This is a genomic window from Martelella sp. AMO21009 (assembly GCF_053484295.1).
Map to the genome: position 1 here is coordinate 82,032 of NZ_JBAKFR010000019.1, position 6,754 is coordinate 88,785.

The 6,754-nt window shown below is 62.8% G+C and carries 7 protein-coding genes and 1 other RNA gene; 2 read left to right on the top strand and 6 right to left on the bottom strand.

Translation table 11 applies throughout. From position 1 onward, the window contains the following. Nucleotides 1-4 precede the first annotated feature (4 nt). From V6766_RS18145 to V6766_RS18170, 6 genes are all read right to left on the bottom strand, one after another. Nucleotides 5-829 (bottom strand): TIGR00282 family metallophosphoesterase, encoded by an 825-nt coding sequence (locus tag V6766_RS18145; RefSeq protein ID WP_448468880.1) that lies wholly within the window; start codon nt 827-829, stop codon nt 5-7. A 106-nt stretch (nt 830-935) separates the two neighbouring features. After that, on the bottom strand, nt 936-1,529 hold the full coding sequence (locus V6766_RS18150; protein ID WP_448468882.1) for a 5-formyltetrahydrofolate cyclo-ligase: 594 nt from the start codon (nt 1,527-1,529) through the stop codon (nt 936-938). Between the two features lie 21 nt (nt 1,530-1,550). Then, a non-coding RNA gene (gene ssrS / locus V6766_RS18155) (6S RNA) lies at nt 1,551-1,712 on the bottom strand. Nucleotides 1,713-1,832: 120 nt separating this feature from the next. Further along, a complete protein-coding gene (locus V6766_RS18160) occupies nt 1,833-2,126 on the bottom strand; it encodes a hypothetical protein (protein ID WP_448468884.1) in 294 nt (97 codons plus the stop codon). Between the two features lie 7 nt (nt 2,127-2,133). Next, complete coding sequence (locus tag V6766_RS18165; RefSeq protein ID WP_448431271.1) at nt 2,134-2,499, bottom strand: cell division protein ZapA; 366 nt, start codon at nt 2,497-2,499, stop codon at nt 2,134-2,136. Nucleotides 2,500-2,511: 12 nt separating this feature from the next. Beyond that, on the bottom strand, nt 2,512-2,793 hold the full coding sequence (locus V6766_RS18170) for a DUF4164 domain-containing protein (protein ID WP_230719379.1): 282 nt from the start codon (nt 2,791-2,793) through the stop codon (nt 2,512-2,514). Nucleotides 2,794-3,254: 461 nt separating this feature from the next. Here V6766_RS18170 and tkt point away from each other — a divergent pair, with 461 nt between their 5' ends. Further along, on the top strand, nt 3,255-5,237 hold the full coding sequence (gene tkt / locus V6766_RS18175; protein WP_448468886.1) for a transketolase: 1,983 nt from the start codon (nt 3,255-3,257) through the stop codon (nt 5,235-5,237). A gap of 209 nt (nt 5,238-5,446) precedes the next feature. Further along, nucleotides 5,447-6,448 (top strand): type I glyceraldehyde-3-phosphate dehydrogenase, encoded by a 1,002-nt coding sequence (gene gap / locus V6766_RS18180; protein ID WP_448468888.1) that lies wholly within the window; start codon nt 5,447-5,449, stop codon nt 6,446-6,448. Nucleotides 6,449-6,754 lie beyond the last annotated feature (306 nt).

The window sequence follows — 6,754 nt, forward strand, 5'->3', positions numbered from 1 at the left end:
GTCGCTACGCCCAGAAGGCCGGCACCGTTTCCTCAAGCCTCGGCCCCAGACGCAACGGCGCGATCTTCTCCGCCAGTCCCGTGCGATCCGATATCTCGATGCCTAGGCCGCAGATGGTGGCCGGGCCGGTGGCGGCTTCGAAGCGGGATTTGTTCATCTTCGAGATGAAGCGGTTGAGCGGCTCTTCCTTGTCCATGCCAAGGGAGGAATCGTAATCGCCGCACATTCCGGCATCCGACATAAAGCCCGTCCCGCCGTTTAGAATCTGGCAATCGGCGGTTGGCACGTGGGTGTGAGTGCCGACGACGAGGCTGGCGCGGCCATCAACGAAATGGCCGAAGGCCTGTTTCTCGCTGGTTGCCTCGGCATGGAAATCGAAAACGATCGCATCGGCCTCGCTCTTCAGCGGGCAGGCCTCCAGGATGGTCTCGGCGGCCTTGAAGGGGTCGTCCAGTTCCGGGTGCATGAATACCCGGCCCATGATGTTGGCGACCAGAACCCGCGCGCCGTTTCTGGCGTAATAGAGCGAGGAGCCGCGACCGGGCGTTCCCGCCGGATAATTGGCGGGGCGCAGAAACTGCTCGTGCCGGTCGGCGAAGATGATCGCGTCCTTCTGGTCCCAGACATGATTGCCGGTGGTCACGACATCGGCGCCGGCATCGATCGTGTCCTGGAAGATCGACTCGGTGATGCCGAAGCCGCCGGCGGCATTCTCGCCGTTGACGATGACGAAATCGAGCTTCAGGTCGCTGATCAGGCCGGGCAATCGTTCCCACACCGCCGTGCGCCCCGTCTTGCCGACCATATCCCCCAGAAAAAGCAAACGCATGAAATTCCATCCTGCCGCGCGCGCCGCGCATTGGTTTTGCGGCCGGTTTAGAGCCCTTGAGGCGGTCATGGCAATGATTTTGTGCCGCGAAAGCGTGCGCAGCGGCTCAGAGACCTTCCGGCGGATCGCCGAACCAGGCAAGCCCCGTCTCGGTGATCACGCCGTCGAGCGGCATGTCATGGGCTTCGGCGGGCACCGCCGGCGCTTCCTGAAGAGCGAAGGCGACGGCGATCAAAAGCGGCTTGCGGCCCTTGGCGGCGAGCCGTTCGATCGCGCGGTCGTAGTGGCCCGCGCCATACCCGATGCGGTTGCCCTGCCGGTCGAACACGGAAAGCGGCATCAGAAGAATATCGGGATCGACAATCTCCGCCTCCTCCCCCGGCGCCATCGTGCCGAAGCCACCGGGAACCAGCGTTCCGGCAGCGCTGTGGGCGCGGAAGACGATGGTCTCGCGGTCGAGCACCGCCGGCAGCGCAAGCCGCGCGCCGGCATCCTCCAGCATATGTGCCAGCAGAGCGACATCGACTTCGGAACGGATCGGGTGGTAGGCGGCAACGCATTTGCCGGCGGCAAGGCGCGACAGCGCCTCGGCGCCATGGGTGGCGATCGCCAGGCTCTTTTCCTGCCGCTCGTCAACGGACAGCGCATCGCGCCGTTTCAGGCTTTCACTGCGCAGTTCGGATTTTGTGGGAAGGGCCAAGAGGGTTCTCCCCGATAAGAAGTGCGGTCCACGGCGACCGATGGAATCGGTTGGATCCTGGGCGCCTACAGAAGTAGGTGGGCGCCATATAACCCAGCCCACGGGCCGGGTCAGGGACAGCTCCCTTAGGATCGAGTAAGGCCCCGGGGATTCGTTGATTCCTGTCGAGAAGCGCAGACCGTATCTACTATATAGAGTGTCGCGGGGGTCGCTGGAAGGGGGTGGCATAGCGATATTTTCGGGCGGGCTAGCAAAACTTTGCCGATCAGTCGAAAGGAATATTTTCCGCGCTGCGTCGCCATCTCAAACCCGGCAGAAAACCTCCGTCATTGCCGGATCGGCCGGGTTGAATCCAGACCGCGGAGCGCAGGAGGGGTCGGGCGCAATGCCGACCAGCGTCGCTTCCCCAGTATGAAACAGCTTCCAGCCGAGCGTTCCCGACTTTGAGCCGCCCGCCACCTGGAACACCCGCATCAGCCCCTGCCCGTTCGCGCCACGACCGACGGCATGGACCTCGATGATCCGGCGGAAGCCGTGATATTCGACAACCAGCGCGGCGCTGTTCGCCACCGCTTCGCAGGCCCGCGCGGCATCCATCGCAGGCCTACTTGGTGACGCCGGAAACCTTGCGCGACAGCGTCGTGATCCGCTCGGCGAGGTTTTCCAGCCTGTCGGCAAGCGCATCGGCCTCGGCGGCCCGGGTCTCGTCGGCGGAGCCGGCGGCGCGGCGCAATTCCGCAAGCTCGGCGGCATTGGCGTCAACGGCCGTCTGCAGGTCGTGGAGCTCGTCCATGATCATGATGCCGGCCATCACGGTCAGGCGCAGGTCGCCGATCTCGCCGAAACTGCCGCGCAGATTGGAAATATAGGAATCGAAGCGGGCGGCGAGGTCCAGCAGGTGCTCCTCCTGGCCTTCCTCGCAGGCCATGCGGTAGGCCTTGCCGTCGATATTGACCGTGACTTGCGCCATCTGCCTCGCCTCTTATTTCTCGTGGGCGAGAACGGAGCGTATGGTCTCCATCGCCGCCACCAGCCGACCGGAAACCTCGCGGTTGACTTCCTCGAGCCGGTTTGCCCGGAACTGCGCCTGATCGAGTTCGCGCGCGAGACCCGCCCGGTCCTCGTGCACGATCCGGACCTCGTTTTCGAGCTCTTCGCGGTTCTGGAGGTTTTCGGCGCGAGCGTCGATCGCGTTCTCGAGTGTCGAGAATGCCTTTTCCAGCGCGGCCAGCGCGGCGTCCAACCGGTCAGTGTTTGCGACCATTCTTGTAACCCCACCCCGTGATGGAATTTGACCCGGCATATTCGGCAAACCATCGCTACGTCGAGAGCGAATCGCCAAGATGCTCTAATTTTCATTATGATCTTAGGGAGTGTTAACAGCCGAGGTCAACGCAGCCTGATAGTTGTCAATAGGAAACATGGTTCGCGGCCACTGGCATGCGCAAATATCCCGCCGCGCGCCGCGCCGCAGGCTCCGGCCATAATCCTGCGACGCCCGCAAACTTGCTGATTTAAGCGGTGGCAGGCCCGTATGAAATGGTGTAGGGTCCCGTCGTTTTCCGGGCAAGGGGGCGCCTGAGGACGGCTGCCTTGTCGTTCGGATCAACATAATAGTTTTCGCGGCAGCATTGCCGTCCGGCGTTTTCGCCGGTAATCCGTCGACCAGTGTCACTCCCGAAGACCGATGTCATTCCCACAGACTCAAGAAAAGCGAAGAAGAACATGACTTCTCTTGATAAACATAACCGGATGGCCAACGCGATCCGCTTCCTCTCCATGGACGCCGTGCAGAAGGCCAATTCCGGCCATCCCGGCCTGCCGATGGGCGCGGCCGATGTCGCCACGGTGCTGTTCACCCGCTTCATGCGGTTCGATCCCAAGAACCCCGACTGGCCGAACCGCGACCGTTTCGTGCTGTCGGCCGGCCATGGCTCGATGCTGCTTTACTCGCTGCTCTACCTCCTCGGCTACGAGGACATGACGATCGAGGATATCAAGAATTTCCGCCAGCTCGGCTCCAAGACGGCCGGCCATCCCGAATACGGCCACGCCTCCGGCATTGAGACCACCACCGGTCCGCTCGGCCAGGGCATTGCCAATGCGCTCGGCATGGCGATCGCCGAACGCAAGCTCGCCAATGAATTCGGCGACGAGCTGATGGACCATTACACCTACGCGCTGTGCGGCGACGGCTGCCTGATGGAAGGCATCAGCCAGGAGGCGATTTCGCTTGCCGGCCACCTGAAGCTCAACAAGTTCGTGCTGTTCTGGGACAACAACTCGATCACCATCGACGGCGCGGTTTCGCTGGCCGATTCGACGGACCAGATCGCCCGCTTCAAGGCCTGCAACTGGCACACGATCGATATCGACGGCCACAATCCCGACGAGATCGCGGCTGCGATCGAGGAAGCCCACAAGTCCGACAAGCCGACCCTGATCGCCTGCAAGACCACGATCGGCTACGGCGCGCCCAAGAAGGCGGGCACCAACAAGGCCCACGGTTCGCCGCTCGGCGACGAGGAAATCGCGGCCACCCGCAAGGCGCTCGGCTGGGAATACCCGGCGTTCGAGGTACCGGAGGAAATCCTCGATGCCTGGCGCGTTGCCGGCCTGCGCTCCACCAAGATGCGCGTGGAGTGGGAAAAGAAGCTCGACGCCGCCAAGGCCGACGTCAAGGCCGAGTTCACCCGCCGCTTCGCCGGCGACCTGCCGGGCTCGTTCGACCGCGCGATCCAGAAGTACAAGAAAGAGCTTGCCGAGGAAAAGCCGACGCTCGCCTCGCGCAAATCCTCGCAGAACGCGCTGGAAGTCATCAACGGCGTCGTGCCGGAAACCATCGGCGGTTCTGCCGACCTGACCGGTTCCAACAACACCAACACCAGCCAGACCGCCCCGATCAAGCCGGACGACTTCTCCGGCCGCTTCATGCACTGGGGCATCCGCGAGCACGCCATGGCCGCCGCCATGAACGGCATCGCGCTCCATGGCGGACTGATCCCCTATTCCGGCGGCTTCCTGATCTTCTCCGACTATTGCCGCACCTCGGTGCGTCTGGCCGCGCTGATGGGTATCCGCGTCATCCACGTGTGGACGCATGATTCGATCGGCGTCGGCGAGGATGGCCCGACCCACGAGCCGGTCGAGCAGATGGCCTCGCTGCGCGCCGTGCCGAACCTTCTGATGTTCCGCCCGGCCGATGCCACCGAAACCGCCGAATGCTGGCAGCTCGCGCTCGAAAGCAAGCATGCCCCCTCCGGCATCGCGCTCACCCGCCAGAACCTGCCGGCGGTGCGCACCCATTATTCCGAGAAGAACCTGTGCGCGACCGGCGCCTATGATCTGATCCCGGCCAATGACGCCGAAGTGACGATCTTCGCCGCCGGCTCCGAGGTCGGGCTCGCCGTCGAGGCGCAGAAGAAGCTGAGCGACAAGGGCATTGCCACCCGCGTCGTTTCCGTGCCGTGCATGGAACTGTTCTTCGAGCAGCCGGAAGATTACCAGAAGGCGATCATCGGCAACTCGCCGATCAAGGTGGGCGTCGAGGCCGGCATCCGCATGGGCTGGGACGCGTTCATCGGCACCGACGGCATCTTCATCGGCATGACCGGCTACGGCGCGTCGGGCAAGGGCGAGGCCCTGTTCGAGCATTTCGGCATCACCGCCGATGCCGTGGTCAAGGCCGTGGAAAAGAAGCGCGCCTGATTTGACGAAACGCAAGCCGCCCGGCCCAAAGCCGGGCGGTGCGCCGGAAATTGCCGCAAACTGAAGATGTTTGCTGAAATTCCGAACATAACCGCTTATACCGGGGCCGAGGCCTCGCAAGACCGTTTTCTCCGCTCCCTCCCGGAAGCTTTCAGAGATGTGCGGCCTTGGGACTTTGTGAAACTATTCGCGAATAGGGAGTTTCTTACATGACTGTAAAAGTTGCCATCAACGGGTTTGGCCGCATCGGCCGCAACATTCTGCGCGCCATCATCGAATCGGGCCGCAAGGATATCGAGGTCGTCGCCATCAACGATCTCGGCCCGGTCGAAACCAACGCGCACCTGCTGAAATACGATTCCGTGCATGGCCGCTTCCCGCATGAGGTCAAGGTCGATGGCGACACGATCGACGCCGGTCTCGGCCCGATGCGCGTCACCGCGATCCGCGACCCGAAGGATCTCCCCTGGAGCGATGTCGACATCGCGCTGGAATGCACCGGCATCTTCACCGCCAAGGAAAAGGCCGAAGTGCTGTTGCAGAGCGGCGTGAAGCGCGTTCTGGTCTCCGCCCCGTCGGCCGGCGCCGACAAGACCATCGTCTTCGGCGTCAACCACGACAGCCTGACCAAGGACGACATCATCGTCTCCAACGGTTCGTGCACCACCAACTGCCTGGCGCCCGTCGCCTATGTGCTGCATGAGAAGTTCGGCATCGAGCGTGGCTACATGACCACGATCCACTCCTACACCGGCGACCAGCCGACGCTGGACACGATGCACAAGGATCTGTACCGCGCCCGCGCCGCCGCCCTCTCGATCATCCCGACCTCGACGGGCGCGGCCAAGGCGATCGGCCTCGTCATTCCGGACCTGAAGGGCAAGCTCGACGGTTCCTCGATCCGCGTTCCGACCCCGAACGTCTCGGTCGTCGACCTGAAATTCGTGCCGACCCGTGATGTGACCGAGGAAGAAGTCAACGCCGCGATCAAGGAAGCCGCCGAAGGCAAGCTGAAGGGCGTTCTGGAATACAGCGAAGAGCCGCTGGTCTCCCGCGACTTCAACCACGACCCGGCCTCCTCGATCTTCTCCGCCCAGCAGACCAAGGTTCTGGAAGGCAAGCTCGTGCGCATCCTGTCGTGGTACGACAATGAATGGGGCTTCTCCAACCGCATGGGCGACGTCGCCGTCGCCATGGGCAAGCTGCTGTAAGCTTCGCAAAGCCTATCGGAATGCAGAGGCCGGGTTCGTCCCGGCCTCTTTTTTTGTTGGACATTCCTGAAGCGCTGTTGGCTCTGGCAAAGCGTGCAAGCAGCGCTCTTCGTGTGGCCTGGATGCTCGTGTCAAGCACGAGCATGACACGGAGTGGGGTGTACGACAGAAGATGACGACGGCTTTTCGAAGCATGACGACGGCTGTTCTCCAACACCCTCTCCCCCTCTCCGGGTCACCCTCGGGCTTGATGTAAAGCCCGGAGACATCCCTGACAGGTGTTCGGAGACATGCCTGACAGTTATT

What these genes read in the sequence shown, in the direction of transcription:
- gap (WP_448468888.1), top strand. Translation starts at nt 5,447, where the DNA reads ATGACTGTAAAAGTTGCCATCAACGGGTTTGGCCGCATCGGCCGCAAC.
- V6766_RS18145 (WP_448468880.1), bottom strand. Translation starts at nt 829, where the DNA reads ATGCGTTTGCTTTTTCTGGGGGATATGGTCGGCAAGACGGGGCGCACG.
- V6766_RS18160 (WP_448468884.1), bottom strand. Translation starts at nt 2,126, where the DNA reads ATGGATGCCGCGCGGGCCTGCGAAGCGGTGGCGAACAGCGCCGCGCTG.
- V6766_RS18165 (WP_448431271.1), bottom strand. Translation starts at nt 2,499, where the DNA reads ATGGCGCAAGTCACGGTCAATATCGACGGCAAGGCCTACCGCATGGCC.
- tkt (WP_448468886.1), top strand. Translation starts at nt 3,255, where the DNA reads ATGACTTCTCTTGATAAACATAACCGGATGGCCAACGCGATCCGCTTC.
- V6766_RS18170 (WP_230719379.1), bottom strand. Translation starts at nt 2,793, where the DNA reads ATGGTCGCAAACACTGACCGGTTGGACGCCGCGCTGGCCGCGCTGGAA.